At 61.2% G+C, this 24587-nt stretch carries 25 protein-coding genes and 1 pseudogene; 15 read left to right on the forward strand and 11 right to left on the reverse strand.

Annotated elements, in window-relative coordinates:
* Window positions 1–110 precede the first annotated feature (110 nt).
* From coxB to J1G34_RS08015, 4 genes are all read left to right on the forward strand, one after another.
* A complete protein-coding gene (gene coxB / locus J1G34_RS08000; RefSeq protein ID WP_065895269.1) occupies window positions 111–1238 on the forward strand; it encodes a cytochrome c oxidase subunit II in 1128 nt (375 codons plus the stop codon).
* A 58-nt stretch (window positions 1239–1296) separates the two neighbouring features.
* A complete protein-coding gene (gene ctaD / locus J1G34_RS08005; protein ID WP_065895270.1) occupies window positions 1297–2883 on the forward strand; it encodes a cytochrome c oxidase subunit I in 1587 nt (528 codons plus the stop codon).
* 135 nt (window positions 2884–3018) lie between these two features.
* Window positions 3019–3570 carry a cytochrome c oxidase assembly protein gene (locus J1G34_RS08010; protein WP_065895271.1) on the forward strand — a complete coding sequence of 184 codons (552 nt, stop codon included), beginning with the start codon at window positions 3019–3021 and terminating at the stop codon, window positions 3568–3570.
* A 35-nt stretch (window positions 3571–3605) separates the two neighbouring features.
* The gene (locus J1G34_RS08015; protein WP_222993750.1) at window positions 3606–4493 is read left to right on the forward strand and encodes a cytochrome c oxidase subunit 3; all 888 of its coding nucleotides are present in this window, start codon (window positions 3606–3608) and stop codon (window positions 4491–4493) included.
* 6 nt (window positions 4494–4499) lie between these two features.
* Here the strand turns inward: J1G34_RS08015 and J1G34_RS08020 are convergent, their stop codons facing one another.
* Complete coding sequence (locus J1G34_RS08020) at window positions 4500–4703, reverse strand: twin transmembrane helix small protein (RefSeq protein WP_057725706.1); 204 nt, start codon at window positions 4701–4703, stop codon at window positions 4500–4502.
* A gap of 31 nt (window positions 4704–4734) precedes the next feature.
* On the opposite strand from J1G34_RS08020, the gene J1G34_RS08025 reads away from it, so the two are divergent.
* From J1G34_RS08025 to J1G34_RS08045, 5 genes are read left to right on the forward strand one after another with little or no spacing between them, the layout of a single operon-like run.
* Complete coding sequence (locus tag J1G34_RS08025; protein ID WP_222993752.1) at window positions 4735–5499, forward strand: SURF1 family protein; 765 nt, start codon at window positions 4735–4737, stop codon at window positions 5497–5499.
* Window positions 5465–6049, forward strand: a complete 585-nt coding sequence (locus tag J1G34_RS08030; protein WP_130138619.1) for a hypothetical protein — start codon at window positions 5465–5467, stop codon at window positions 6047–6049. The genes J1G34_RS08025 and J1G34_RS08030 overlap by 35 nt, the downstream gene beginning before the upstream one ends.
* A 10-nt stretch (window positions 6050–6059) precedes the next feature.
* On the forward strand, window positions 6060–7139 hold the full coding sequence (locus J1G34_RS08035) for a COX15/CtaA family protein (protein ID WP_122463161.1): 1080 nt from the start codon (window positions 6060–6062) through the stop codon (window positions 7137–7139).
* Entirely contained in the window at window positions 7127–8026 is a 900-nt protein-coding gene (gene cyoE, locus J1G34_RS08040) for a heme o synthase (protein WP_065886766.1), read from the forward strand. Before J1G34_RS08035 ends, cyoE begins: the two co-directional genes overlap by 13 nt.
* Window positions 8023–8658, forward strand: a complete 636-nt coding sequence (locus J1G34_RS08045) for an SCO family protein (protein WP_065897854.1) — start codon at window positions 8023–8025, stop codon at window positions 8656–8658. The genes cyoE and J1G34_RS08045 overlap by 4 nt, the downstream gene beginning before the upstream one ends.
* A 133-nt stretch (window positions 8659–8791) precedes the next feature.
* On the opposite strand, the gene J1G34_RS08050 is transcribed toward J1G34_RS08045, so the two are convergent.
* Genes J1G34_RS08050 through J1G34_RS08060 form a run of 3 tightly spaced genes read right to left on the reverse strand, consistent with a single transcriptional unit; the run spans window position 8792 to window position 11295 of the window.
* Window positions 8792–9562 (reverse strand): MetQ/NlpA family ABC transporter substrate-binding protein, encoded by a 771-nt coding sequence (locus J1G34_RS08050; RefSeq protein WP_065886768.1) that lies wholly within the window; start codon window positions 9560–9562, stop codon window positions 8792–8794.
* 51 nt (window positions 9563–9613) lie between these two features.
* Window positions 9614–10288, reverse strand: a complete 675-nt coding sequence (locus tag J1G34_RS08055) for a methionine ABC transporter permease (protein ID WP_065886769.1) — start codon at window positions 10286–10288, stop codon at window positions 9614–9616.
* On the reverse strand, window positions 10288–11295 hold the full coding sequence (locus J1G34_RS08060; RefSeq protein WP_065895278.1) for a methionine ABC transporter ATP-binding protein: 1008 nt from the start codon (window positions 11293–11295) through the stop codon (window positions 10288–10290). The genes J1G34_RS08055 and J1G34_RS08060 overlap by 1 nt, the downstream gene beginning before the upstream one ends.
* 265 nt (window positions 11296–11560) lie before the next feature.
* Between J1G34_RS08060 and katE the strand changes: the two genes are divergently transcribed.
* The gene (gene katE, locus J1G34_RS08065; RefSeq protein ID WP_222993754.1) at window positions 11561–13702 is read left to right on the forward strand and encodes a catalase HPII; all 2142 of its coding nucleotides are present in this window, start codon (window positions 11561–11563) and stop codon (window positions 13700–13702) included.
* A gap of 100 nt (window positions 13703–13802) precedes the next feature.
* Here the strand turns inward: katE and J1G34_RS08070 are convergent, their stop codons facing one another.
* From J1G34_RS08070 to zur, 4 genes are read right to left on the reverse strand one after another with little or no spacing between them, the layout of a single operon-like run.
* The gene (locus J1G34_RS08070) at window positions 13803–14522 is read right to left on the reverse strand and encodes a PA5502 family lipoprotein (protein ID WP_065895280.1); all 720 of its coding nucleotides are present in this window, start codon (window positions 14520–14522) and stop codon (window positions 13803–13805) included.
* Between the two features lie 37 nt (window positions 14523–14559).
* Window positions 14560–15348 (reverse strand): zinc ABC transporter permease subunit ZnuB, encoded by a 789-nt coding sequence (znuB, locus tag J1G34_RS08075; protein WP_065886772.1) that lies wholly within the window; start codon window positions 15346–15348, stop codon window positions 14560–14562.
* Window positions 15341–16120, reverse strand: a complete 780-nt coding sequence (znuC, locus tag J1G34_RS08080) for a zinc ABC transporter ATP-binding protein ZnuC (RefSeq protein WP_065895281.1) — start codon at window positions 16118–16120, stop codon at window positions 15341–15343. Before znuC ends, znuB begins: the two co-directional genes overlap by 8 nt.
* Window positions 16120–16602: a zinc uptake transcriptional repressor Zur gene (gene zur, locus J1G34_RS08085; protein WP_065895282.1), complete on the reverse strand. Its 483-nt coding sequence runs from the start codon at window positions 16600–16602 to the stop codon at window positions 16120–16122. The genes znuC and zur overlap by 1 nt, the downstream gene beginning before the upstream one ends.
* Window positions 16603–16660: 58 nt before the next feature.
* Here zur and J1G34_RS08090 point away from each other — a divergent pair, with 58 nt between their 5' ends.
* The gene (locus J1G34_RS08090; RefSeq protein WP_065895283.1) at window positions 16661–17590 is read left to right on the forward strand and encodes a zinc ABC transporter substrate-binding protein; all 930 of its coding nucleotides are present in this window, start codon (window positions 16661–16663) and stop codon (window positions 17588–17590) included.
* Window positions 17591–17733: 143 nt separating this feature from the next.
* On the opposite strand, the gene J1G34_RS08095 is transcribed toward J1G34_RS08090, so the two are convergent.
* Window positions 17734–18687, reverse strand: a complete 954-nt coding sequence (locus J1G34_RS08095; protein WP_222993756.1) for a homoserine kinase — start codon at window positions 18685–18687, stop codon at window positions 17734–17736.
* 56 nt (window positions 18688–18743) lie between these two features.
* Complete coding sequence (locus tag J1G34_RS08100) at window positions 18744–19034, reverse strand: DUF2782 domain-containing protein (RefSeq protein ID WP_017528747.1); 291 nt, start codon at window positions 19032–19034, stop codon at window positions 18744–18746.
* A gap of 74 nt (window positions 19035–19108) precedes the next feature.
* Here J1G34_RS08100 and polA point away from each other — a divergent pair, with 74 nt between their 5' ends.
* Complete coding sequence (polA, locus tag J1G34_RS08105; RefSeq protein ID WP_222993757.1) at window positions 19109–21904, forward strand: DNA polymerase I; 2796 nt, start codon at window positions 19109–19111, stop codon at window positions 21902–21904.
* Between the two features lie 269 nt (window positions 21905–22173).
* On the opposite strand, the gene yihA is transcribed toward polA, so the two are convergent.
* On the reverse strand, window positions 22174–22815 hold the full coding sequence (gene yihA / locus J1G34_RS08110; protein WP_042943980.1) for a ribosome biogenesis GTP-binding protein YihA/YsxC: 642 nt from the start codon (window positions 22813–22815) through the stop codon (window positions 22174–22176).
* 211 nt (window positions 22816–23026) lie between these two features.
* Here yihA and J1G34_RS27140 point away from each other — a divergent pair.
* The 3 genes and pseudogenes from J1G34_RS27140 to dsbA form a co-directional block, all read left to right on the forward strand.
* Window positions 23027–23128 (forward strand): annotated as a pseudogene (locus J1G34_RS27140) (cytochrome); the annotation flags it as partial.
* A 33-nt stretch (window positions 23129–23161) separates the two neighbouring features.
* Window positions 23162–23773, forward strand: coding sequence for a c-type cytochrome (locus J1G34_RS08115; protein WP_222993759.1), 612 nt, complete (start codon window positions 23162–23164; stop codon window positions 23771–23773).
* A gap of 168 nt (window positions 23774–23941) precedes the next feature.
* Window positions 23942–24577, forward strand: a complete 636-nt coding sequence (gene dsbA, locus J1G34_RS08120) for a thiol:disulfide interchange protein DsbA (protein ID WP_122463149.1) — start codon at window positions 23942–23944, stop codon at window positions 24575–24577.
* The last annotated feature ends 10 nt before the right edge of the window (window positions 24578–24587 follow it).

The following is a 24587-nucleotide window of genomic DNA, read 5'->3' on the forward strand; positions in this document are numbered from 1 at the left end:
CCAACTGCAGAAGCAGGCAAGGCTTGGCGGTTGTAAGCAGTCTGGAAGCCGCTCCCTTGGCCGCAGGTGCAAACCGGCGGGATAACAAGAAACATAAAGGGGAACCCGCAATGACGCGACATCCACACGTTTGGATGGGCTTACTGTTGTGGTCGGTATTCGGCCAGGCCCACGCGGCCTGGACAACGAATATGGCGCCAGGGGCCACTGAAGTCAGTCACGCTGTGTTTGACCTGCACATGACCATTTTCTGGATTTGTGTGGTGATCGGCATCGTCGTGTTTGGCGCGATGTTCTGGTCGATGATTCTGCATCGCCGGTCCACGGGCCAGGTAGCGGCCAAATTCCATGAGAGCACCACCGTAGAAATTCTTTGGACCGTGGTGCCATTGCTGATCCTGGTGGCCATGGCCATTCCAGCGACCAAGACCCTGATCAACATCTACGACAGCAGTGAGTCGGATATCGATATCCAGGTCACCGGCTATCAGTGGAAGTGGCATTACAAATACCTGGGCCAGGACGTGGAGTTCTTCAGCAACCTGGCCACGCCCGCCGAACAGATCCATAACCAGGCCACCAAGGGCGAACATTACCTGTTGGAAGTCGACCAGCCGCTGGTGTTGCCGGTGGGCGCCAAGGTGCGCTTTCTGGTGACCGCCGCTGACGTGATCCACTCCTGGTGGGTGCCGGCCTTTGCCGTCAAGCGTGACGCCATCCCCGGCTTCGTCAACGAGGCCTGGACCCGTGTCGAGAAGCCCGGCATCTATCGCGGCCAGTGCGCCGAATTGTGCGGCAAGGACCATGGGTTCATGCCCATTGTGGTCGAAGTCAAATCCAAGGCTGACTACGACACCTGGCTCGGTGAGCGCAAACAAGAGGCGGTCAAGCTCAAGGAGCTGACCTCCAAGGAGTGGACGCTGGAAGAGTTGGTCGCGCGCGGCGACAAGGTCTACCACACCACCTGTGTGGCCTGTCACCAGGCCGAAGGCCAGGGCCTGCCGCCGATGTTCCCGGCGCTCAAGGGCTCGAAAATCGCCACCGGCCCGGCCGCCGATCACCTGAACATTGTCTATCACGGCAAACCCGGCACCGCGATGGCGGCCTTCGGCAAGCAACTTTCGGAAGTCGATATCGCCGCTGTCGTGACCTACGAGCGCAATGCCTGGGGCAATAACAAAGGCGACATGGTCACGCCCAAAGACGTGCTGGCTCTGAAACAGGCGCAAAGCAAATGACTACCTTCATTGCACATGCACTGAATCGCCCCGCTTACTCGCTTGCAGGAGAACGGCCATGAGCACTGTGATCGATGACCATGGTCACGCCGACCACGCCCACGGCCCCGCCAAAGGGTTGATGCGCTGGGTGCTGACCACTAATCACAAGGACATCGGCACGATGTACCTGTGGTTCGCCTTCACCATGTTCCTGCTGGGCGGTTCGTTCGCCATGGTGATTCGCGCCGAACTGTTCCAGCCCGGCCTGCAGATCGTGGAGCCGGCGTTCTTCAACCAGATGACCACCATGCATGGCCTGATCATGGTGTTTGGCGCCGTAATGCCGGCCTTTGTCGGCCTGGCCAACTGGATGATCCCGCTGATGATCGGCGCGCCGGACATGGCCCTGCCGCGCATGAACAACTTCAGCTTCTGGCTGCTGCCGGCGGCGTTCCTGCTGCTGGTGTCGACCCTGTTCAGCCCCGGCGGCGGGCCGAACTTCGGCTGGACCTTCTACGCCCCGCTCTCCACCACCTATGCGCCGGAAAGCGTGACGTTCTTCATCTTCGCCATTCACCTGATGGGCATCAGTTCGATCATGGGCGCGATCAACGTGGTCGCAACCATCCTCAACTTGCGCGCACCGGGCATGACCCTGATGAAAATGCCGCTGTTCGTGTGGACCTGGCTGATCACCGCGTTCCTGCTGATTGCGGTGATGCCCGTGTTGGCCGGTTGCGTGACCATGATGCTGATGGACATCCACTTCGGCACCAGCTTTTTCAGTGCGGCGGGTGGTGGTGATCCCGTGCTGTTCCAGCATGTGTTCTGGTTCTTCGGCCACCCCGAGGTGTACATCATGATCCTGCCGGCCTTTGGCGCCGTCAGCTCGATCATCCCGACCTTCTCGCGCAAGCCGTTGTTTGGCTACACCTCGATGGTCTACGCCACGGCCAGCATTGCGTTCCTGTCGTTCATCGTGTGGGCGCACCACATGTTCGTGGTCGGCATTCCGTTGGTGGGCGAGCTGTTCTTCATGTACGCCACCCTGCTGATTGCGGTGCCTACCGGGGTCAAGGTGTTCAACTGGGTCAGCACCATGTGGCAGGGCTCGTTGACCTTCGAGACGCCGATGCTGTTTGCGGTGGCCTTTGTGATCCTGTTCACCATCGGCGGCTTTTCCGGGCTGATGCTGGCGATTGCGCCGGCGGACTTCCAGTACCACGACACCTACTTTGTGGTGGCGCATTTCCATTACGTACTGGTACCCGGCGCGATCTTCGGCATCTTCGCGTCGGCGTACTACTGGCTGCCGAAATGGACCGGCCACATGTATGACGAAACCCTCGGCAAGCTGCACTTCTGGCTGTCCTTCGTGGGCATGAACATGGCGTTCTTCCCGATGCACTTCGTGGGCCTGGCCGGGATGCCGCGCCGGGTGCCGGACTACAACCTGCAGTTCGCCGACTTCAACATGGTGTCCTCGATTGGCGCCTTCATGTTCGGCGCCACGCAGATTTTCTTCCTGTTCATCGTGATCAAGTGCATCCGCGGCGGCCCGCCCGCACCGGCCAAGCCGTGGGATGGCGCCGAAGGGTTGGAATGGAGCGTGCCCTCGCCCGCGCCGTACCACACCTTCACCACGCCGCCGGAGGTCAAATGAGTACGCTCGTGATCCTCTGTGGGAGGGGGCTTGCCCCCGATAGCTATCTCACAGCCAGTGATAGTGTCGACTGGTACACCGCCATCGGGGGCAAGCCCCCTCGCACATTGATTGTGTTCGCTTTGGGTGGGTGTCATGGCTGACTCCGTGCCGCTCAAACGCCTGGTCACACGCCTGCTGATCCTGGTGCTGGCCATGTTTGCCTTCGGCTTTGCCCTGGTGCCGATTTACGACGTGATGTGCAAGGCGTTCGGCATCAATGGCAAGACTGGCGGGCAATACGAAGGCGAGCAGGTCGTCGACCCGTCGCGTCAGGTGCGGGTGCAGTTTTTGTCCACCAACGCCATCGATATGGTCTGGGATTTCCATGCCAAGGCCGACGAAGTCGTGGTCAATCCGGGCGCGGTGACCGAGATGCTGTTTGTGGCCTACAACCCCACCGACAAACCGATGACCGCCCAGGCAGTGCCCAGCATTTCCCCGGCCGAAGCGGCGATGTACTTCCACAAGACCGAGTGCTTTTGCTTCACCCAGCAAGTGCTGCAGCCGGGCGAACGTATCGAGATGCCGGTGCGCTTTATCGTCGATCGCGCGATGCCCAAGGATGTGAAGCATTTGACCCTGGCGTACACGCTGTTCGATATCACCGCGCGCCAGCCGCCAGGGGCGGCCCGCAGCGGCGGCTAGCTACTGTTTGCCCGCTCAATCAGGAGAGCGAATACATGTCGACTCATGATACGTACTACGTACCGTCGCAAAGCAAATGGCCGATAATTGCCACGATTGGCCTGTTGGTGACCGTGTATGGACTGGCCGTGTGGTTCAACGACCTCAAGGCCTTGCGCGCGGAATCCCACGGCCCGTGGATCTTTTTCGTTGGCGGACTGTTGCTGGCCTACATGCTGTTCGGCTGGTTCGGCGCAGTGATCAAGGAGAGCCGCGCCGGTTTGTACAGTGCGCAAATGGACCGTTCGTTTCGCTGGGGCATGAGCTGGTTCATCTTTTCCGAAGTGATGTTCTTCATCGCGTTCTTCGGCGCGCTGTTTTACGTGCGCACCTGGTCGGGGCCATGGTTGGCGGGCGAGGGGCCCAAGGGCATCGCGCATATGTTGTGGCCCAATTTCGAGTTTGCCTGGCCTTTGCTGAACAACCCGGACCCCAAGCTGTACCCGGCGCCCAAAGGCACCATCAGCCCGTGGGGCCTGCCGCTGGTCAACACCATCCTGCTGGTCAGCTCCAGCGTGACCATCACCATTGCCCACCATGCCCTGCGCAAAGGGCATCGCGGTGCGCTGAAGCTCTGGCTGGCGCTGACCGTTTTGCTGGGCCTGGCGTTTCTCGGGTTCCAGGCCGAGGAGTACATCCACGCCTATAAAGAGCTGGGCCTGACGCTGGGTTCGGGCGTGTACGGCGCGACCTTCTTCATGCTCACCGGGTTTCACGGCGCCCACGTGACCATCGGCACGATCATTCTGTTTGTGATGCTGATGCGCATCCTGAAGGGGCATTTCAATGCCGAGCACCAGTTCGGTTTCGAGGCGGCCAGTTGGTATTGGCACTTCGTGGATGTGGTGTGGATTGGGCTGTTTTTCTTTGTGTATGTGCTGTAAGCCGTTCTACCACGGCGCATGCGAGACCAACTGGCCGCTGAAAAAGCCCCAGGCGATCAGTCCCACGGTGATTGCGGCCAACACCACACGTACGGTCAGGGCAGTGACGAGGCGGTTGGAACGACCCTCGTCCTTGACCAGGAAGAACAAGCCACTGAACAGGCTCGCAACGGTCGCGATCAGCATCAGGGCAATCAGTGCTTTGAGCATGGTCTGGCTCCGGGCCATACGGGGAGGGGCAATGAAATCCAGTATAGCCAGTGCCCGACAGTGCTTCAGGCCCGGTATCGCACCGACGTTGGTGGTGCTGATGCTGCTGCCGTTGATGATTGGCCTGGGCTTCTGGCAGCTGTCGCGCGGTCAGGAAAAACAGCAGTTGGTCGACATCTACGCCGAGCGGCGTGCCGCCGAGCCTATTGGCAGCGAGCAGCTTGAGACGAGCGCCGATCCAGCCTTTCGCCGGGTGCATCTGCGCGGCAGCTTCGATGCCGACCACAGTGTGTTGCTCGACAACCGTATGCGCGACGGCAAGGCCGGTGTCGAGTTGCTGCAACCCTTTCATGATCAGGCCAGCGGCCTTTGGGTGCTGCTCAATCGCGGCTGGCTGCCCTGGCCGGATCGCCGTACGCCACCGGCGTTCGCCACGCCGGGTCAACCGGTGAATCTGGTCGCCTGGGTGTACGTCGCTCCCGGCGAAACCTTCCAGTTGCAGGTTGATCCCGCGACGGTGCAATGGCCGCGCCTGCTGACCGCGTTGCATCCCGTCGCCCTGTGGGCCGAGTTGGGCCGCAATGGGTTCGCCTTTGAACTGCGCGCCGAAGCCGGCCCCGGTACGTACGACACCCACTGGCCTGTGGTCGCCATGGGGCCGGAAAAACACCTGGGGTATGCGGTGCAGTGGTTTGCCATGTCACTGGCGCTGCTGGCGCTTTACCTCTACCTCGGATGGCACAACGCAAAGGAGAAGCGCCATGGGAGCCGCCATGAATCCACTCAACGTGTCTGAAGCGCCGGACCGGCGTAAGGGCCGCTGGCAGTTGATCCTGATCCTGCTGATGGTGGTGGGCCCGATGGTGCTGGCGACCTTTATGTACAAACTGCAATTCTGGGTGCCGGACAGCCGCAGTTATCACGGTGAACTGATCGGAAACGGTCAGACCCGCGCAGACATAGGCGTGCAGGCCGCTGAGGATCGCTGGCAGTTGCTGGTCACCGCGCCCGCCAGCTGCGCCGCCGAGTGCCAGCAACTCGTGTACCTGGCGCGCCAGCTGCAGATCGGCCTGGGTCGCGATGCGTCCCGCGCCAGCCACGCGCTGGCCAGTGCGCAGCCGGTCGGCACCGACTACGACACCCGGCTCAAGGCCGAATACCCGCAATTGCAGCGCTATTCACTGGACCTGTCGACCTTCAACCGCAACGCCGCCGCGCCTGGCGATGCGCAACTGTGGATCGTCGACCCCCACGGCAACCTGGTGCTGCGCTACGACGCCAAGGTCAACGGCAAGGACTTGCTCAACGACCTGCGCCTGCTGCTGAAACTGTCGAACATCGGATAAGGGCATCGTCATGGCCAAGCCTGGATTTCGCCTCGCGCTGTTTGCCACCCTGCTCGCGCTGATTGTCGTGTTGCTCGGTGCCTATACCCGCCTGACCCATGCCGGCCTTGGTTGCCCGGACTGGCCGGGGTGCTATGGCTTTATCGGCGTGCCGCAAAGCGCAGCCCAGTTGGCCCATGCCGAACTGCACTTTCCTGATACGCCAGTGGAGGCCGACAAGGGCTGGGCCGAGATGACCCACCGCTACTTTGCCGGCACCCTCGCCATCCTCATCGCGCTGTTGGCGGCGCGGGCCTGGAGCCACCGGCGTGATCCGGGCCAGCCGGTGAAATTGCCGCTGTTCGTATTGGTAGTGGTGTGCGCCCAGGCGGCGTTTGGCATGTGGACGGTGACGCTGAAGCTGTGGCCGCAGGTGGTGACGGGCCACTTGCTGGGCGGCTTTGCCACCTTGAGCCTGCTGTTCCTGCTGAGCCTGCGTCTGTCCGGCGTGCTGCCCGCATTGATCGTACCCAGGCGCCTGCAATATTGGGCGACGGCGGGGCTGGTGCTGGTGATCGGGCAGATTGCCTTGGGCGGTTGGGTCAGCGCCAACTATGCGGCGGTGGCCTGTGTCGATTTGCCGACGTGTCACGGTCAATGGTGGCCGGCGGCGGACTTCGCCAATGGCTTTCACCTGACCCAGCATATCGGCCCCAATTACCTGGGCGGTCAGTTGGACAGCGATGCGCGCACCGCCATTCATCTCACCCATCGCGTGGGTGCGGTGCTGGTCACGCTGGTGCTGCTGGGCCTGGCCTGGCAGTTGCGCGCGGTGGGCATGACGCGCCTGGCGGGCTTGCTGTTGATCGCCCTGGCGGCGCAAATCAGCCTGGGCCTGAGCAATGTGGCGTTCGGCTTGCCGCTGCCGGTGGCGGTGGCGCACAACGCCGGGGGCGCAGCGCTCTTGCTGACCCTGGTGCTGGTCAATTATCACGCGCGCACCAGCCTGGTTCGGGTGCGCTATCCACACCCAATCACCTGGCGGTTCATTGCGCGAAAACCGGCATCGGGCTTGATAACCCTTAAAGGAGAGATGCCATGGCGTCCTTGATCGGCGCGCGTCACGGCCAGGCGGTCTGGCGTGACTATCTGGAGCTGACCAAGCCGAAAGTGGTGGTGCTGATGCTGATCACCTCGCTGGTGGGCATGTTCCTCGCCACCCGCGCCGGGGTGCCGTGGACGGTGCTGGTGTTCGGCAACCTGGGCATTGCCCTGTGTGCGGGCGCGGCGGCGGCGGTCAACCATGTGGTGGATCGGCGCATTGATGCGCTGATGGCGCGCACTCACAAACGACCACTGGCCGAGGGGCGGGTCTCAGCCGTTGCGGCGCTGGTATTTGCGTTGGTGCTGGCGGTGACGGGCCTGGCGCTGTTACTGGCGTTCACCAACCCCCTGGCGGCCTGGCTGACCCTGGCTTCGTTGCTGGGCTACGCGGTGATCTACACCGGGTTTCTTAAGCGCGCAACGCCTCAGAACATTGTCATCGGTGGCCTGGCCGGTGCCGCGCCGCCGTTGTTGGGCTGGGTCGCCGTGACCGGGCATGTCAGCGCCGAGCCGCTGCTGCTGGTGCTGATCATCTTCGCCTGGACGCCGCCGCACTTCTGGGCGCTGGCCATCCATCGCAAGGAGGAGTACGCCAAGGCCGACATCCCGATGCTGCCGGTCACCCACGGCGAGCATTACACCAAAGTGCATATCCTGCTCTACACCTTCGCCCTGCTGGCGGTGAGCCTGATGCCCTATGTGATCCATATGAGCGGGTTGTTGTACCTGGCCTGTGCGACGGTATTGGGCGGGCGCTTTCTGCAATGGGCCTGGGTGCTGTACCGTGGCAGCCAGCCGCACGCGGCGGTCAACACCTTCAAGTACTCTATCTGGTACCTGCTGTTGCTGTTTATCGCCCTGCTCGTAGACCACTACCTACTGTTGAACCTATGACTCGAACTCAAAAAACTGTCTTCATTCTGGTGGCCCTGGTGGCATTGATCATGGGCCTGACCGTCAACAAGGTGCTCTCGGGCAAAGGCCAGGGCGATCCGACCGCGCTGATCGATGCCGGCATTATCCTGCTGCCGCAAAGCCGCCAGCTGCCTGCGGTGAGCATGACCAACCAGGACGGCCAGCCGGTGCTGGTCAATGAGCTCAAAGGCAAGTGGAGCCTGCTGTTCTTCGGCTACACCTTCTGCCCGGACATCTGCCCCACCACCCTCGCCCAACTGCGCCAGATCAAGAGCGAACTGCCCAAAGAGGCGGTGGACAAGTTGCAAGTGATCCTGGTCAGCGTCGACCCGAACCGCGACACCCCGACCCAGCTCAAGCAGTACCTGGGCTACTTCGACCCGCAATTCCAGGGGTTGACCGGCACCAATGTGCAGGAGGTGCAGAAGGTCTCGAATGCCGTGAGCATTCCCTTCATTCCTGCGGACACCAGCAAGCCGAACTACACCGTCGACCACAGCGGCAACCTGGCGCTGATCGGCCCGGACGGTACCCAGCGCGGGTTCATTCGTGCGCCGTTGAACAACCAGAAGCTGGTGGCGCAGCTGCCGGGGTTGCTGCAGCGTAAATAGCTCACGCCAAAAAACAAATGTGGGAGGGGGCAAGCCCCCTCCCACATTTTGATCTCCAGTGTGTTGGAGATCGTTGATCGTTCCCACGCTCTGCGTGGGAATGCCGCCCTGGACGCTCTGCGTCCGCTTTGAATCAGAACGCCGGCTTGATCGCGCCTTTGTACTTCTCTTCGATAAATTGCTTCACTTCAGGCGTGTGCAGGGCGGCAACCAGCTTCTTCACGGCGTCCGAATCCTTGTTGTCTTCGCGGGTCACCAGGATGTTGACGTAAGGCGAGTCGCTGCCTTCGATCACCAGGGCGTCCTTGGACGGGTCCAGCTTGGCTTCCAGCGCGTAGTTGGTGTTGATCAGCGCCAGGTCGACCTGGGTCAGTACGCGCGGCAGGGTGGCGGCTTCCAGTTCGCGGAATTTCAGGTTCTTGGTGTTACCGGTAATGTCCTTGATGGTCGACAGGATGTTGGTCGGGTCCTTCAGGGTGATCAGGCCGTTGTTGGCCAGCAGCAACAGGGCACGGCCGCCGTTGGTGGCGTCGTTTGGGATCACCACATTGGCGCCGTCCGGCAGGTCGGCCAGCTTTTTGTATTTGCTCGAGTACGCGCCCAGCGGTTCCAGGTGCACGCCGCCGACGCTCACCAGGTGAGTGCCCTTGGCCTTGTTGAACTCATCCAGGTACGGCTGGTGCTGGAAGAAGTTGGCGTCCAGGCGCTTTTCAGCCACCTGCACGTTCGGCTGTACATAGTCGGTGAATACTTTGACCTGCAGGTCTACGCCTTCTTTGGCCAGCGCAGGTTTCACGAATTCGAGGATTTCCGCGTGCGGCACCGGCGATGCGGCGACCGTGATGGTCTCGGCATGGGCGGAAAACGCGGCAACGGCGGCGAAAGCAACCAGTAGTTTTTTCATCCAGCAAGCTCCTTGTTCGGGCATCTGCCGGCAGAAGGCCGGCAATGGCCGTTATTTTCGAGAAAAGTGCACCACCAGCCTGTCGCCGACGGTTTGCAGAATTTGCACCAGGATCAACAGCATTACCACGGTGACCACCATTACATCGGTCTGGAAGCGTTGGTAACCGAAGCGGATCGCCAGGTCGCCCAGGCCACCGGCACCGACTACCCCGGCCATCGCCGTGTAGGACACCAGTGTAATCGCCGTCACCGTAATCGCTGCGAAGATGCCGGGGCGGGCTTCGGGCAGCAGGGCGTTGGTGATGATCTGACGCGTCGTTGCGCCCATCGACTGGGTGGCCTCGATGATGCCGCGGTCGACTTCACGCAAGGCGGTTTCCACCAGGCGGGCAAAGAACGGTGTGGCGCCCACGACCAGCGGCGGAATCGCACCTGCCACACCCAGCGATGTCCCGGTGATCAACACCGTGAACGGAATCATGACGATCAGCAGGATAATGAACGGCAGCGAGCGCAGGATGTTCACGACCAGCGACAGCAGCGCATATAGGCCCTTCTGTTCGAACAGTTGGCGCGGGCTCGTCAGAAACAGCAGTACGCCCAACGGCAGGCCGAGCACGACCGTGAAGAACAGCGAACCGAACAGCATGATCATGGTATCGCCAGTGGCGAGCCAGATTTCGGACCAGTCGATGTTGGCAAAGAAACTCAGGAAAACGTCCATTAGCGCAGCACCTCCATATGAACGTCGGCGGCGGTGAAGCGCGCAAACGCGGCGTCCATGTCACCGCCGGTGACGGCGAGGGTCAATTGCCCGTAGGGAATGTCTTTGATGCGGTCGATACGACCGGCGAGGATGCTGTAGTCCACCCCCGTTTCCCGGGCGACGGTACCCAGCAATGGCGCGTAGGTCGCGTCCCCCTGGAAGGTCAGGCGCACGATACGGCCCGGCACGTGGGCGAAGTCGTCGCGTTGCTCGCCTTCGTCGACCTGTTCAGCTTCCTGGACGAAGCGCTTGGTGGTCGGATGCTCTGGATGCAGGAACACGTCGGCCACCGAGCCTTGCTCGACGATCACGCCGGCGTCCATCACGGCCACCTGGTCGCAGACGCGGCGAATCACATCCATTTCATGGGTGATCAACACGATGGTCAGCTTGAGTTCGCGGTTGATCTCGGCCAACAGTTGCAGGACCGAGGCGGTGGTCTGCGGGTCGAGGGCGCTGGTGGCCTCGTCGCACAGCAGGATCTTGGGTTTGGTGGCCAGGGCGCGGGCGATGCCGACGCGCTGTTTCTGGCCGCCGGACAATTGCGCCGGGTACTTCCTGGCGTGGTCCGACAGGCCGACGCGGGCGAGCAGTTCAGCCACGCGCAGGTCGATGTCCTTGCGCGACAATTCGCCGGCCAATGTCAGCGGCAGCGCCACGTTGTCTGCAACGGTCTTGGACGCCAGCAGGTTGAAGTGCTGGAAGATCATCCCGACCTGCTGGCGAAAACGGCGCAGGCCGTTGGCATCCAGCGCGGTGACTTCTTCACCGTCAACCGTGATCTTCCCGCCACTGGGTTCTTCGAGGCGGTTAATCAGGCGCAGCAGGGTACTTTTTCCCGCACCCGAGTGGCCAATCAGGCCAAACACCTGGCCGTTTTCGACGCGCAGGCTGGTGGGGTGCAGGGCGGGAATATCCTTACCGGCGACGCGGTAGGTTTTATGGACGTTTTGAAACTCGATCACGTAGCGAACCTTGTGGGGCGCATGGAAAAGGGATCAGCGGTTAGCCGGGCGCGCATTTTAGCCTGTCCGTATAGCGTTTCTTAGCATTTATTTCGCATCCATCCAGCGATTTGGCAATAACGAGACCAAAGGTCATAAAAAAGGAACGGCTCAAAACCCTGTCAGTCACTACTTAAGCAATTCGATCTCCCGGGTGCCGTGTCCGGGGTTTCGCTCAAATGAGCCGGGGACCGCTCTGGCCACTTTGACTAAGGAGTTTTGACTGATGAGTACCAAGAAGCCAGCCACCCCGCCGAAGAGTGAACTCGCGGGCACTGATACCCTGGACCGAGGCAATACCAACGCCAAACTGCAGGCGCTGGAAGAATTCCGTTCCGATGCGACCGGTCAGGCCCTGCGCACCAACCAGGGCGTGAAGATCTCTGACAACCAGAACACCCTGAAGGTCGGCGCGCGTGGCCCGTCGCTGCTGGAAGACTTCATCATGCGTGAAAAGATCACGCACTTTGACCATGAGCGTATTCCGGAGCGCATCGTGCACGCCCGTGGTACGGGCGCCCATGGCTATTTCCAGAGCTACGGCGACCATTCGGCGCTGACCAAGGCCGGTTTCCTACGGACTCCAGAACATAAAACGCCGGTGTTCGCGCGTTTTTCCACAGTGCAGGGCCCGCGCGGTTCCGGTGACACCGTGCGTGACGTACGCGGTTTCGCCGTGAAGTTTTTCACCGAGGAAGGCAACTTCGACCTGGTGGGCAACAACATGCCGGTGTTCTTCATTCAGGATGCGATCAAGTTTCCTGACTTCGTGCATGCCGTTAAGCCTGAGCCGCACAACGAGATTCCTACCGGCGGGTCGGCGCACGATACGTTCTGGGATTTTGTCTCGCTGGTGCCCGAGTCGGCGCATATGGTGGTGTGGGCAATGTCTGACCGCGCCATTCCAAAAAGCCTGCGTGCCATGCAGGGCTTTGGCGTGCATACCTTCCGTTTGATCAACACCGAAGGCAAGTCGAGCTTTGTGAAGTTTCACTGGCGGCCAAAAGTCGGCACCTGCTCGCTGGTATGGGACGAAGCGCAAAAGCTGGCCGGTAAAGACACCGACTACCACCGTCGCGACCTGTGGGAATCGATCGAAAGCGGCGATTACCCCGAGTGGGAGCTGGGTGTTCAGATCGTTGCAGAAGAAGACGAGCATAAGTTCGACTTCGACCTGCTCGACCCGACCAAGATCATCCCCGAGGAACTGGTACCGATCACTCCGCTGGGCAAGATGGTGCTCAACCGAAACCCGGACAACTTCTTTGCCGAGGTCGAGCAGGTTGCGTTCTGCCCGGGCCATATCGTGCCGGGTATCGACTTCACCAACGACCCACTGCTGCAAGGTCGTCTGTTTTCCTACACGGACACCCAGATCAGCCGTCTCGGCGGCCCGAATTTCCATGAGATCCCGATCAACCGCCCAGTGGCGCCGTTCCATAACGGCCAGCGCGACGCTCAGCATCGCACGGTGATCGACAAAGGGCGTGCGGCTTATGAGCCCAACTCCATCGATGGCGGCTGGCCGAAGGAAACACCTCCCGGTCCTACGGATGGTGGCTTCGAGACTTACTACGAGCGCGTGGATGCCAACAAGGTGCGTGAGCGCAGCGAATCGTTCGGCGACCATTTTTCCCAGGCCACGCTGTTCTTCAACAGCATGAGCCATCACGAGAAAGAGCACATCATCGCCGCCTACAGCTTCGAGTTGGGCAAGGTCGAGCGCGAACATATTCGTGCCCGCCAGGTGAATGATATTCTGGCCAACATCGACCTGGAACTGGCCAAGCGCGTTGCGCAGAACCTGGGCTTGCCGGCGCCGACGAAAGGCACGGTGCCTGTGCGTGAAACGTCGTTGAAGGAATCGCCGGCCTTGAGCCAGGTGAACTTGCTGTCGGGCGACATCAAGACGCGCAAAGTGGCAATTCTGGCGGCGAACGGCGTGGACGGTGCGGCGATTGCTGCACTCAAGGCAGCCCTGGAGGCTGAAGGTGCGCATGCCAAGTTGCTCGGGCCGACGTCGGCGCCTGTGACCACGGCCGATGGCAAGTCGCTGCCGGTGGATGCGTCGATGGAAGGCTTGCCGTCCATTGCGTTCGACGCGGTGTTTATCCCGGGCGGCAAGGAGTCGGTCAAGGCCCTGAGCGGCGACGGCGTGGCATTGCATTACGTGCTGGAAGCGTACAAGCACCTGAAGGCCATTGCGGTCGCCAGCGACGTGAAGCCATTGCTCGACCTGTTGAAGCTGGAAGCGGATGCGGGGTTGATCGTGGGGGCGGATGCCAAGGCGTTCAAGGCGTTCTTTGCCGCGATTGCTCAGCACCGGGTATGGGAGCGGGAGCCGAAGGCTAAGGCGATTCCGGCTTAATTTGTTGGTTGTTTGTTAGATCGTCATCGGGGGCAAGCCCCCTCCCACACTTGAATGTATTCACAGTTCAAATGTGGGAGGGGGCTTGCCCCCGATGCTTTTAGTCCGCTTTACGCGGAATCAGCACAACCTGCGCCGGAATGTGCTTCAGAATCTGCCGGTGAATCTTCAGGTCATACCCCGAATCAATTCGCTTCACCCGTTTGGTCAGCAATGTGGCCAGCCACGGGTAATCCTCGGTGCGTGGCACCTGGATGCTGACGTCGCACTGGTAATTCACCACGTCGGTGGCGATGGCATCCAGCTGATGGCGCATGGCTTCGACATCCGCCAAATTCAACGCCACGGTGGTGCTCGGCGCCGCCGGGTCGATGACCTTGGCGGCGGGCTTGGCTTCGGCCGCTTTCAGGGCGGCCTCGGCCTGATCCAGCTCGGCTTTGCGCGCATGACTGATGGCGCTGTTGACGCCGCCGGTCAGGGCCGGGGCCTTGGGCATCAGCGCGCGGGCACGGCTTAGCGCCGTGGCGGCGGCGTTGACGTCACCCTTTTGCAGCACGATCTGGCTGCGCTGCAAGTAGGCTTCGGCCAGCTGGCGCTGGTAAGCCTCGAGCGCCGGGTCATTGGGCGATTGGGCCTGCAAGGTGGCGAGCTGGTCTTCGGCCGTGGCCAATTCGCTGCTGGCCAGGTTTTGCTCCAGCTGCGCGATGGCCGCAGCGCGCGGGTCCGGCGCTTCGGGGGCGGCGGGCGGTGTGCTTTGACAGGCGCCCAGCAGCAGGGAAAATGCGGCAAGGAGCAGATAACGGAAAGTGAACGGCTTCATTCCTGCGACTCTCTATTTGCGCAAAAAGCGAGCAAGTCTACACCCCTCGACGGGGCAGGACAAAACTCAGCAGAAACAGGGCGGCCGCCGACACCACAATCGACGGCCCGGCCGGCGTGTCTTTGAACCATGACAAGGCCAGGCCCCCACACACTGCCAGCATGCCCAGCAGACTGGCGCCGATGGCCATTTGCTCCGGCGAACGGGCATGGCGCTGAGCGGCGGCGGCTGGAATGATCAGCAGCGAGGTGATCAACAATACGCCGACAATCTTCATCGCGACAGCGATCACCACCGCGATCAACAGCATCAGCGCCAGGCGCAGGGCCGGCACGGGCAAACCTTCGACCGTTGCAAGCTCCTCGTGCACGGTGATTGCCAGCAGCGGGCGCCACAGGCTCACCAGCAGCACCAGCACCGCCGCGCTGCCACCGAGGATCCATGCCAGGTCGGTAGGACTGATCGCCAGCAGATCGCCAAACAGGTAGGCCATCAGGTCGATGCGCACTTCATGCATGAAGCTCAGCACCACCAGGCCCAGGGACAGGGTGCTCGGCGCCAGGATGCCCAGCAGCGTGTCGGACGCCAGCGGCTGGCGCTGCTGCAGCGTCACCAGTAACACCGCCAGCAGCAGGCAGCCGACGGTTACGGCGATGGTCGGGCTCACGTCGAGCAGGAAGCCCATGGCCACGCCAAGCAGTGCGGCATGGGACAGGGTGTCGCCAAAGTACGCCATGCGCCGCCAGACCACGAACGAGCCCAGCGGGCCCGCCACCAACGCCAGAGCCAAGCCTGCCAGCAGGGCGTAGAGCAGAAAATCAGCCATGCTTGCAGCTATCTCCATGAACGTGGGGGGTAGAAGTGTCATCGACAACGGCGCCATGCAGATCGTGGGCGTGGTCGTGATGGTGGTGATAAATCGCCAGGCTCTGAGCGTTCTTGCCGAACAGCTCGACGAACGCCGGGTCGCCGCTGACCTGTTCCGGGTGGCCGGAGCAGCACACGTGACGGTTGAGGCAGACCACTTGATCGGTGGTGCTCATCACCAGGTGCAAGTCGTGGGAGACCATCAGCACGCCGCAGCCATGGCGGTCGCGCAAACGGGTAATCAGGCTGTATAGCTCGGCCTGGCCGGCGACGTCGACGCCTTGCACCGGCTCATCGAGCACCAGCAACTCCGGCTCGCGCAGCAGGGCGCGGGCCAGCAGCACGCGCTGCATTTCACCGCCGGAGATGCTCTGCACCGGGCTGTCGATCACCTGTTCAGCGCCGACCTCCTTGAGCGCCGCCTGGGCGCGGGCGCGGTCTACACCCGGCACCAGGCGCAGAAAGCGCAATACCGACAGCGGCAATGTGGGGTCCACGTGCAGCTTCTGCGGCATATAGCCCACGCGCAGCCGGGGCTTGCGCCATACGCTGCCGCGGTCGGGCTTGAGCAGGCCGAGCACGGCGCGCACCAGGGTGGTCTTGCCGGCGCCATTGGGGCCGATCAGGGTCACGATCTGCCCCGGCTCCACGCTCAGCGCAATGTTGTCCAGCACGTGTTGCCCGGCGAACGTGACCCCGACCTGCTCCAGGCGGATTAACGGGTTGCTCATCAAGCCCCCTGACAACCCGAGCACAGGCCGACCACTTCGACCGTTTGCCCTTCGACGCTGAAGCCAACTCCGGCGGCGCTTTTGACGATGGCATCACTGATGCTTTTCTGTTCAAGCTCGATGGCGGCGTGGCACTCGCGGCAAATCAGGAACTGGCCCTGGTGCGCGTGCTCCGGGTGGTTGCAGCCGACAAATGCGTTGAGCGAGGCGATGCGGTGCACCAGGCCGTTTTCCAGCAGGAAATCCAGCGCGCGGTAAACCGTAGGCGGCGCGGCGCGACGGCCGTCCTGTTCGCTGAGGACGCCAAGGATGTCGTACGCGCCCAGCGGCTTGTGGCTTTGCCACACCAGCTCCAGCACGCGTCGACGCAGCGCGGTCAGGCGCAAGCCCTTCTGCGCGCATAGGGTGTCGGCCTCCGACAATGCGGTGTGAACGCAGTGAGAGTGGTCATGGGGACGGCTGGCAAGCGGTGTTATAGGCATGAGCGGCGACAGATATTTGATAGAGACGTTATTATGTTACCTGTTCCTATGCCATTGAGTGGTCATCGTGTCCCGACTTTTTCCCGTTTTTGTCGTATTTGTCACCAGTTTGTTCGTGGCTGGCGCCGCTCAGGCCGACGTCAAGGTGCTGACCAGCATCAAGCCGCTGCAACTGATCGCCGCGGCTGTGCAGGACGGAGTGGCCGTTCCGGAGGTGTTGCTGCCGCCGGGTGCGTCGCCGCATAACTTCGCCTTGCGCCCATCCGACGTACGGCGCGTGCAGTCAGTCGACCTGCTGTACTGGATCGGGCCTGACATGGAAACTTTCCTGCCGCGCGTGCTGAAAGGCCGTACCGCGGCGACGGTCGCCGTGCAGGACCTGCCAGGCATGAAGCTGCGCCGTTTCGGCGAAGATAGCCACTCCCATGCCGACGAAGCCGACGAGCATGATCACGATCATCGTCCCGGCAGCGTTGATGCGCATTTGTGGTTGTCGACGGTGAACGCGCGTGTCATCGCGGCGCGCATGGCGGCTGACCTCAGTGCGGCCGACCCGGCCAACGCCGAGCGTTACCAGAGCAACGCCAAAGCCTTTGCGGGTCGCCTGGATGCTTTGGATATACGCTTGAAGAAGCGTCTGGCAGGCGTTGAAGGCAAGCCTTACTTTGTGTTTCACGAGGCCTTTGATTACTTCGAAGACGCTTACGGCTTGAAGCACACCGGCGTGTTCAGCGTAGCCGCCGAAGTGCAGCCCGGCGCCCAGCATGTGGCGGCGATGCGTACGCGGCTGCAGGAAGTGGGCAAGACGTGCGTGTTCAGCGAGCCGCCGTTGCGGCCGCGATTGGCCGAAACATTGGTTGCCGGGTTGCCGGTTAAATTGGCAGAGCTGGATGCGCTGGGCGGCTACACCCCGGCCACTGCGCAGGGGTATGAGCAGGTGCTGGAGAAATTGGGCAACGACCTGGCCGGGTGCCTGGAGTCACTCTAAATGTGGGGCAAGCGTTAAGGCTTGTTGTAGGAGCGAGCTTGCTCGCGAAAAACTCACAGGCGCCGCGTTCATTCAGAAAGCACGCGTTATCGTTGACGTTTTTCGCGAGCGAGCTCGCTCCTACATTTGGAGCGAGCAGGTCTTTAGAGCGCGAACGGCAGATGCACAGCCACCTGTTGGCGCTGCAGCAGGCGATGCTCGAACTCGGCGGGGTCGTGAATAAGCACATCCTGCCCGGCAAACGACTCGGCTGCGATCAGCCGCGACAGCCAGAACCGTACGCACGCCACGCGCAACATGGTCGGCCATAGCTCGGCTTCCTTGGCGGTAAACGGCCGCAACCCCGCATAAGCACCCAGCAGCGCACGGGCGCGCGGCCCATCAATCACGCCGTCGGCGTTCGAACACCAGTCATTCAAGGCGATGGCGACGTCATACAGCATCGGCCCGGAGCAGGCGTTGTAGAAGTCGATCAGGCCGGTCAGGTGGGTGCCTTCGAACATCGCGTTGTCGCGAAACAGGTCGGCATGAACGTTGGCGCGTGGCAGGGCGAGAACCTGCGCCTTGTGGGCTTCTATCTCGTTCAATGCATCCTGCAACAGACGCTGTTGTGCGTCGTTCAGATGGGAAATCAACTGCGCGCCTTCACTGAGCATCCACTCCAGCCCGCGATCGGTCTTGCGCTCCAGGACCTTGTCGCCCTGGGTCGCCAGGTGCAGGTGGCCGAGCAGGTCGCCGACCTGGGCGCAATGCTGGGCGTTGGCGTGTGTGATGTGCTTGCCGGCCAGGCGCGGTTGCAGCAAGGCGGGTTTGCCCTTGAGTTCGCGCAAAGCGATACCGTCGGTGGTACGCAGGGCGTAGGGCACCGGCAGGTCGGCGTCGTGGAGCACGTCGAGCAGTTCGATAAAGAACGGCATTTCTGCCACGGGGCCGCGCTCGACCAGGGTCAGGACAAACTCGCCCTGCTCCAGGCTGATAAAGAAATTGGTGTTTTCGCTACCGGCGGCAATCCCCTGGAAATCAAGCAGGCGGCCGAGCCCATAAGGGGCAAGAAAGGTTTCCAGCTCGGACCGAGCCAGGGGGGTGAACACAGACATGGTTAAAACTGCCGTTACGGGCGCCGCTCAGGGCGGCGCCGGTTGAAATTAGGGAATCATTTCCATTCGAAGATCTTCCATGACGGGATCAGCATATCCGGCTGGTCAGAACGGATGAAGTTCGCGTCGGTTCCATCCGCGCGTACCAGGAAATACGGTGGAGCGCCTTTTGGCGTTACCTTGATGGCATACAGGAAGCCGTTTTGACGGTACTCCTGGATGGTCTTGTCGCCTTCCGTGCGAATGGTCACTTCCGGATCGCCCGATGGCGCATCGTCTGCCGCCATGGCAGCCATCGGAGCGAGTGCAATCAAGCCAGTCAACAGCAGGCGATTGAATGTACGCATGATAACCTTGTCCCTTTGTTTTCATTGGTCCGGCTATTCTAGCGCCTGACCCGCCGAAAAGGTTGATCCTGCTCATGAGCCAAGCGCCCCTCGTCCTGGTGGACGGTTCTTCTTATCTGTACCGCGCCTTCCACGCGCTGCCACCGTTGACCACCTCCAAAGGCCTGCCGACCGGTGCGGTCAAGGGCGTGTTGAACATGCTCAAGAGCCTGCGCAAGCAATACCCGGACAGCCCGTTCGCCGTGGTATTCGACGCCAAGGGCGGGACCTTTCGCGATGAAATGTTCGCCTACTACAAGGCCAATCGCCCGAGCATGCCCGATGACATGCGCCTGCAGATCGAACCCCTGCACCAGAGCGTGATCGCCCTGGGCTTCCCGTTGCTGTGCGTCGAAGGCGTCGAGGCCGATGACGTGATCGGCACCCTGGCCCGCAGCAGCGCCGCCGCTGACCGCCCGGTGGTGATCTCCACCGGCGACAAGGACATGGCGCAACTGGTGGACGGGCACATTACCTTGGTCAATACCATGACCGGTAGTTCGATGGACATCGAGGGCGTAAAGGAGAAATTCGGCGTCGCTCCGGAGCAGATCATCGATTATCTGGCGTTGATGGGCGATTCCTCCGACAACATCCCTGGGGTTCCCGGCATTGGTCCGAAGACCGCCTCCGGTCTGCTGGTGGGGGTCAATGGCGGTCTCAAAGAGCTGTATGAGCAGTTGGACATTGTGCCGACCCTGCCGATTCGTGGCGCCAAGACGCTGCCGGCCAAGCTGGAAGAGCACAAGGAGATGGCATTCCTGTCCTATCGACTGGCGACGATCAAAATCGACGTGCCCCTGGACATCGGCCTGGACGACTTGCACCTGATCGAGCCGGATCGCGAAAAGTTGCTGGAGCTGTACACGCTGCTCGAGTTCAAGAGCTGGTACGACGAGATCCAGCGCGATAGCAAGCGTGTCGAACTCAAGGCGACCAACGAAGTTGCACCTGCCGCCGAGCTGCCTGCCGAGGCGGTTCTCGCGGTGCCGGTGGAGACGGTGTACACCACTATTCTTGACCAGGCCACGTTTGATCTGTGGCTGAAGAAACTCAACGACGCGACGTTGTTTGCCTTCGATACCGAGACCACCGGGATCGACGCCCAACAGGCCCAATTGGTTGGGCTGTCGTTTGCGGTGCAGGCCCACGAAGCCGCCTATATCCCGCTGACGCATGCCTACACGGGCGCGCCGGAGCAATTGGACCGTGACACCGTACTGCTGGCCTTGAAGCCCTTGCTGGAAGATCCGGCCAAACTCAAGGTCGGCCAGCACGCCAAGTTCGACATGAACATCCTGGCCAACTGCGCCATCGGTGGCGACCCGGCGCAGGGCATCACCGTGCGCGGCATCGCCTTCGATACCATGCTCGAATCCTACGTGCTGAACTCCACCGCGACCCGCCATGACATGGACAGCCTGGCGAAGAAGTACCTGGACCACGCCACCGTCAGCTTCCAGGACATCGCCGGCAGGGGCGCCAAGCAGCTGACCTTCGACCAGATCGCTCTGGAGCAAGCCGGCCCTTACGCGGCCGAAGATGCCGACGTGACCTTGCGCCTGCATCAGGCACTGCACGCGAAGTTGACTGCGATCCCGAGCCTGGCCAGTGTGCTGACGGATATCGAAATACCGCTGGTGCCGGTGCTGGCGCGTATCGAGCGCCAGGGTGCCTTGGTGGACAAGGATCTGCTGGGCATCCAGAGCATCGAGCTGGGCAACAAGATGATCGAGCTGGAACGCCAGGCCTTCGAAATCGCCGGCGAGACATTCAACCTGGGCTCGCCCAAGCAGCTCGGGGCGATCCTCTACGAGAAGCTCGGCATGCCCGTGTTGAAAAAAACCGGCAAGGGCCAGGCATCCACCGCTGAAGAAGTGCTGGCCAAACTGGCGGAGGATGATTTTCCATTGCCCAAGGTACTCATGCAGTACCGCAGCATGAGCAAGCTAAAAAGCACCTACACCGACCGCCTGCCGGAACAGATCAACCCGCGTACCGGGCGTATTCATACGTCCTACCACCAGGCGGTGGCGGCGACCGGGCGTCTGTCCTCCAGCGATCCGAACCTGCAGAACATCCCGGTGCGCACCGCCGAGGGGCGACGCATTCGCCAGGCGTTTATCGCGCCCAAGGGTTACAAGCTGCTGGCGGCGGACTACTCGCAGATCGAACTGCGAATCATGGCGCACCTGTCCAAGGACGAAGGGTTGATGAATGCCTTTCGCAACGACCTGGACGTGCACACCGCCACGGCTGCCGAGGTGTTCAAGGTTGAGTTGAGCGAGGTCACCTCCAACCAGCGCCGCAGCGCCAAGGCGATCAACTTCGGCCTGATCTATGGCATGGGCGCCCAGAAGCTGGGCAAGGACATTGGCGTCGACACCAAGACTGCCAAGGCCTATATCGATGTGTACTTCGCTCGCTACCCCGGCGTGCGCGAGTACATGGAGCGCACCCGTGCCCAGGCGGCGGACCAGGGCTACGTGGAAACCTTCTTCGGGCGGCGCCTGTACTTGCCGGACATCAACTCCAACAAGCCCCAGGAGCGCGCGGCGGCAGAACGCACCGCGATCAACGCGCCGATGCAGGGCACTGCAGCGGACATCATCAAGAAGGCCATGGTGAAGGTGGACGACTGGCTGACTGAATCAGGCCTGGACGCCAAGGTTATCCTTCAGGTGCACGACGAACTGGTACTGGAGGTCCGTGAGGATCTGGTCGCCGAGGTCAGCGAAAGAATTCGCGAGCACATGAGCGCTGCGGCTCAGTTGGACGTGCCCCTGGTGGTGGACGTGGGCGTGGGCGATAACTGGGACGAGGCGCATTGATTCTGCGGTTTCGCCGTCACACCCGGTGATGGCGAAACGCTTTAGATCGGAAGCTACCGTCAGTTATTTCCAAGTGTTTTTTGAACCTGCCGGAACTTAACCTGTGAACTGCCACTCAGAGTTACTGAATGGGTGGTGAAGCCCTTCAATGCTCCTATGTTGTGTTAAGTGTTGGCAGATATCCGGACCCCGCCCTAGCGGTTCGGAACTTGGACCCCGAACTTCCCCTCCCCATACGAAGTCCGGGGTTTTTTTTGCCTGCGCAAAAGTTATTCGGCGATTTCCGCGCCCTTGTCCGCCAATTCCATCCAGCCGGCCAGTACGGTGTAGGCGTCTTCCAGGCCCATGCGCTTTGGCGCGGAGAACAATTGGATGGTGATGGCATCGCCCCAACCCTTGCGGATTTCGGACTGCACTTTGAGCAGGGTGTTCTTGGCCGCGCCGTAGGTCAGCTTGTCGGCCTTGGTCAGCAGGATATGCATCGGCATGCCGCTGGCGACCGCCCAATCGAGCATCAACAGGTCGAAATCGGTCATTGGATGACGGATGTCCATCATCAGGATCAGACCTTTCAAACTCTCCCGACCACCCAGGTAAGCCTCCAGGTGACGCTGCCAGTGCAGCTTCAACGGGATAGGGACTTTTGCATAACCGTAGCCCGGCAGGTCGACCAGACGCCGATCATCGTCTAGCTTGAAGAAATTGAGCAACTGCGTGCGACCCGGGGTTTTCGAGGTGCGTGCCAGGCTGGCATGGGTGAGCGTGTTCAGTGCGCTGGACTTGCCAGCGTTAGAACGGCCGGCAAAGGCGACTTCAAAGCCTTCGTCATCGGGGCATTGGTCCACTTTGGCGGCGCTGAGCATGAAGGTGGACTGTTGGCACAGGCCGAGGATGGGATTCTTGAGTTGCATGAGATTTCCGATGTGGGCGGTGCCGAAAAAGGGTGCGGCAAGCGGTGTCGTTTCCGTTTCAGTAGCGCCAGTATATAATGCCGCAGATTTTGTGTGTGCTTTGTCCCAGCGAAGGATGACGTTCACGGGAGCGAAAAGACCTTTATTGCGCATTAGAACGCAAAACGCTCTCAAACCCTGAATTGATCGCCACATGATCAAGTGATTGCCCCAGGGTTTCAAGGCAATGCCGCCGCGTGGTTTGTGCATGGACTGCAGTACCGAGGATTACCAGGCCATCAATGAGTTGATGGTGAGTAAACCCGGTAGATAACTCTTAAACCCTTAGCCGTAGTTGGATTAGCTGATGAACAAACTGATCGTGAGTCTGCTGTTGACCTTGGGCATCACCGGTATTGCCCATGCCGCAGGCGACGCTACCGCGGGGCAGGCGAAAGCCGCCGTGTGTGGTGCTTGCCATGGACCGGACGGTAACAGCCCGGCGCCGAACTTCCCCAAATTGGCCGGCCAGGGTGAACGTTACCTGGCCAAGCAGATGCGCGAAATCAAGGATGGCAAGCGCGTGGTGCTGGAAATGACCGGCTTGCTGGCCAACTCCAGCGATCAGGACATCGCTGACATCGCGGCGTATTTTGCCAGCCAGAAAGGCAGTGTGGGAGCTGCTGATCCGAAACTGGTCGCCCGCGGCGAGAGACTGTTCCGTGGCGGCGACCTGGACAAGGGCCTGCCCGCCTGTACCGGCTGCCATTCGCCAAATGGCGCAGGCAACGCCGCCGCCGGCTTCCCGCACTTGAGCGGCCAGCACGCTGCCTACATCGCCAAACAGCTGACCGACTTCCGCAAGGAAGACGCCGGCCGGGCCAATGATGGCGACGCAATGACCATGCGCACCATTGCCCGCAAACTGAGCGATGAAGACATTGCTGCAATCTCCAGTTACATCCAGGGCCTGCACTGACAGACGGCAACGTTAACGCTCGATTAATCCGTCGATGCAAGCATAAAAAGGGTGGCCACGGCCGCCCTTTTTTGTGGCCGCTGCCGTTACACTAACGAACTCATGTCCGCGTAGACCTGTCACACATAAAGGTCGCGTGAGGCGACTTTATTTGTCCAGGAGTAAAGCATGCGTAAACTGATCCTCAGCGCCGCTCTCGTCACTGCCAGTCTCTTCGGCATGACCGCACAAGCTGCCGACGTGCCGCTTGAAGCCGGTAAAACCTACGTTGAACTGACTAACCCGGTCCCGGTTTCGGTGCCCGGCAAAATCGAGGTGGTGGAGCTGTTCTGGTATGGCTGCCCGCATTGCTACGCCTTTGAACCGACCATCAACCCCTGGGCCGAAAAGCTGCCCAAGGACGTGAACTTCAAACGCATTCCGGCCATGTTCGGTGGCCCATGGGATGCCCACGGCCAGCTGTTCCTGACCCTGGAAGCCATGGGTGTGGAGCATAAGGTCCACAACGCGGTATTCAACGCGATCCAGAAAGAAGGCAAGCGCCTGACCAAGCCGGACGAAATGGCTGACTTCGTTGCCACCCAGGGTGTCGATAAAGACAAGTTTTTGGCCACCTTCAATTCCTTTGCCATCCAGGGCCAGATCAAGCAGGCCAAGGAACTTGCGCAGAAGTATGGCGTGCAAGGCGTACCGACCCTGATCGTCAACGGCAAGTACCGTTTCGACCTTGGCACTGCCGGTGGTCCTGAAGCGGTCCTCAATGTCGCCGACCAGCTGATCGCCAAAGAGCGTGCAGCCAAGTAAGGGGCTCGCC

It is taken from the genome of Pseudomonas sp. Wu6 (assembly GCF_019891515.1).
Lineage (GTDB): Bacteria > Pseudomonadota > Gammaproteobacteria > Pseudomonadales > Pseudomonadaceae > Aquipseudomonas > Aquipseudomonas orientalis_A.

What these genes read in the sequence shown, in the direction of transcription:
- coxB (WP_065895269.1), top strand. Translation starts at nt 111, where the DNA reads ATGACGCGACATCCACACGTTTGGATGGGCTTACTGTTGTGGTCGGTA.
- znuC (WP_065895281.1), bottom strand. Translation starts at nt 16,120, where the DNA reads ATGAGCAACCCGTTAATCCGCCTGGAGCAGGTCGGGGTCACGTTCGCC.
- J1G34_RS08045 (WP_065897854.1), top strand. Translation starts at nt 8,023, where the DNA reads ATGACTCGAACTCAAAAAACTGTCTTCATTCTGGTGGCCCTGGTGGCA.
- polA (WP_222993757.1), top strand. Translation starts at nt 19,109, where the DNA reads ATGAGCCAAGCGCCCCTCGTCCTGGTGGACGGTTCTTCTTATCTGTAC.
- znuB (WP_065886772.1), bottom strand. Translation starts at nt 15,348, where the DNA reads ATGGCTGATTTTCTGCTCTACGCCCTGCTGGCAGGCTTGGCTCTGGCG.
- J1G34_RS08095 (WP_222993756.1), bottom strand. Translation starts at nt 18,687, where the DNA reads ATGTCTGTGTTCACCCCCCTGGCTCGGTCCGAGCTGGAAACCTTTCTT.
- cyoE (WP_065886766.1), top strand. Translation starts at nt 7,127, where the DNA reads ATGGCGTCCTTGATCGGCGCGCGTCACGGCCAGGCGGTCTGGCGTGAC.
- yihA (WP_042943980.1), bottom strand. Translation starts at nt 22,815, where the DNA reads ATGCAACTCAAGAATCCCATCCTCGGCCTGTGCCAACAGTCCACCTTC.
- J1G34_RS08020 (WP_057725706.1), bottom strand. Translation starts at nt 4,703, where the DNA reads ATGCTCAAAGCACTGATTGCCCTGATGCTGATCGCGACCGTTGCGAGC.
- J1G34_RS08100 (WP_017528747.1), bottom strand. Translation starts at nt 19,034, where the DNA reads ATGCGTACATTCAATCGCCTGCTGTTGACTGGCTTGATTGCACTCGCT.
- dsbA (WP_122463149.1), top strand. Translation starts at nt 23,942, where the DNA reads ATGCGTAAACTGATCCTCAGCGCCGCTCTCGTCACTGCCAGTCTCTTC.
- J1G34_RS08025 (WP_222993752.1), top strand. Translation starts at nt 4,735, where the DNA reads ATGAAATCCAGTATAGCCAGTGCCCGACAGTGCTTCAGGCCCGGTATC.
- J1G34_RS08010 (WP_065895271.1), top strand. Translation starts at nt 3,019, where the DNA reads ATGGCTGACTCCGTGCCGCTCAAACGCCTGGTCACACGCCTGCTGATC.
- J1G34_RS08015 (WP_222993750.1), top strand. Translation starts at nt 3,606, where the DNA reads ATGTCGACTCATGATACGTACTACGTACCGTCGCAAAGCAAATGGCCG.
- J1G34_RS08050 (WP_065886768.1), bottom strand. Translation starts at nt 9,562, where the DNA reads ATGAAAAAACTACTGGTTGCTTTCGCCGCCGTTGCCGCGTTTTCCGCC.
- J1G34_RS08115 (WP_222993759.1), top strand. Translation starts at nt 23,162, where the DNA reads ATGAACAAACTGATCGTGAGTCTGCTGTTGACCTTGGGCATCACCGGT.
- katE (WP_222993754.1), top strand. Translation starts at nt 11,561, where the DNA reads ATGAGTACCAAGAAGCCAGCCACCCCGCCGAAGAGTGAACTCGCGGGC.
- J1G34_RS08070 (WP_065895280.1), bottom strand. Translation starts at nt 14,522, where the DNA reads ATGAAGCCGTTCACTTTCCGTTATCTGCTCCTTGCCGCATTTTCCCTG.
- J1G34_RS08030 (WP_130138619.1), top strand. Translation starts at nt 5,465, where the DNA reads ATGGGAGCCGCCATGAATCCACTCAACGTGTCTGAAGCGCCGGACCGG.
- zur (WP_065895282.1), bottom strand. Translation starts at nt 16,602, where the DNA reads ATGCCTATAACACCGCTTGCCAGCCGTCCCCATGACCACTCTCACTGC.
- ctaD (WP_065895270.1), top strand. Translation starts at nt 1,297, where the DNA reads ATGAGCACTGTGATCGATGACCATGGTCACGCCGACCACGCCCACGGC.
- J1G34_RS08055 (WP_065886769.1), bottom strand. Translation starts at nt 10,288, where the DNA reads ATGGACGTTTTCCTGAGTTTCTTTGCCAACATCGACTGGTCCGAAATC.
- J1G34_RS08035 (WP_122463161.1), top strand. Translation starts at nt 6,060, where the DNA reads ATGGCCAAGCCTGGATTTCGCCTCGCGCTGTTTGCCACCCTGCTCGCG.